Below are 1,442 nucleotides of genomic sequence, written 5' to 3'. Positions count from 1 at the left end.
TCGGATGATTGGTCAAATGATAAGGCATACCTAAACCCTGGTGAATTTTTATAGGGAAAGCAACTTCTTATTAACAACACAAATTAGTATAAAGCTAATAAATTATATTAATCTTCTTCCCTCAAATTTAAAATAGAAAACACTCTGTTTATTATCAAACTATCATTCTGCTCGTTCCTCATTTAGTAATTAAACACCTGCATTTTATATAAAAATGCAGGCAGGAAACGAGTATGTACGATTAATAGCTCTTTGCTAATTCGATTTTCCTTAAGTTGCTAATGGATCCATGGCTGAGCTTGCAGCCTCTTGGTTTTCTACCCGTTTATGGAAAAGCAGGATCCTATCTCCTGAATAAGCACCTTCGTATTCGTAGCCTTCGGCTAGCATTTGCTCGGAAGTTAAAATTTGAAAGGAATCCACATTCCATACTTCCATCATCGCCGGCAAATCCTGTGCAAGTTTTGCTAGTACCTTTTGCTGCTTGATCTGATAATTGCTTACGGGTTTGGTAGGAAGGCTTATAAATCCAGCCGTACTTGCTTCTGTGGAGGGTAAGCTTAATGCTTGAGTCTCTTTTTTTTCTTCAGCTTCGCCAGAGGATTGATCTTTAGATAAAAGAGTTCGACCGATAGAAAAAAGTGAAGATTGAATATTTCCCCAAAAGGAGGGCTTGCCATTATAAAGCTTTCTTTCTATTTTTCTTTGTCCTTCCTTCTTATCCAAGCCAATGCAAGTAAACATCCTATTATAATCTTTTCCTTCTGCTAAATCATGCAACCTATACATGCAGCTGAAGCATTCGTAGTTCCCCTCATATATGTAAGATGAAAACCAACGTGATAATTCTAAATGGGAGGCATTAGGATTTTCAAATGTTCCACAAGAAGTAGTGTAAATCTTTTCTGCGGGACGACGTGACATACCTTTCATCATCTCTATATCCCATCGAAGTAGAACGCTTTCTCCCAAAGGCATATCTTTATACATCTGCTTAAGAATCTTCTCTTGGTCTTCTATCTGCTTACTCTCTACCATCTGATCTTTTTCAGTTAACACTTTACCTAAAATTTTTATCTTAGCTACTTCTTCTTCTACCTCTGAGACTAATAGAGAATATTGTTTGCTTTTAGAAGGTTTCATTAGCTTTCTAGAAGCCTCATAAGTGCTAGCAATATTCTCAACAGATCGTTTGAGTAAAACTTGTAGTTCTTGCGGTTCTTTGCGATCGTACGTCTCTCTAGATTGCTTATCTTGCAAGCTGTACTGGCCATGATCGAGCAATCCCAATATAGATGTCTGATGGGGAGGTGAACTAGTGCTAGCTAGGTGAGAAATCGCAAGAGTGTTAGCTATAGCATGGCCAGAAGGTGAAGTACCAGCTTTATGCTTGGTTGGTCTACCATCTTTTAAAAGCTTTTCTTGGATAAAAACAATAATTC

At 37.6% G+C, this 1,442-nt stretch carries 1 protein-coding gene; it reads right to left on the bottom strand.

From position 1 onward, the window contains the following. Window positions 1-270 precede the first annotated feature (270 nt). A partial coding sequence (locus DB41_RS11870; protein WP_039383673.1) for a hypothetical protein occupies window positions 271-1,442 on the bottom strand: 1,172 nt, incomplete at its 5' end.

Source organism: Neochlamydia sp. TUME1, from assembly GCF_000813645.1.
In the GTDB taxonomy this organism is placed as follows: domain Bacteria; phylum Chlamydiota; class Chlamydiia; order Chlamydiales; family Parachlamydiaceae; genus Neochlamydia.
This window is presented reverse-complemented; position numbering and strand designations above follow the sequence as displayed.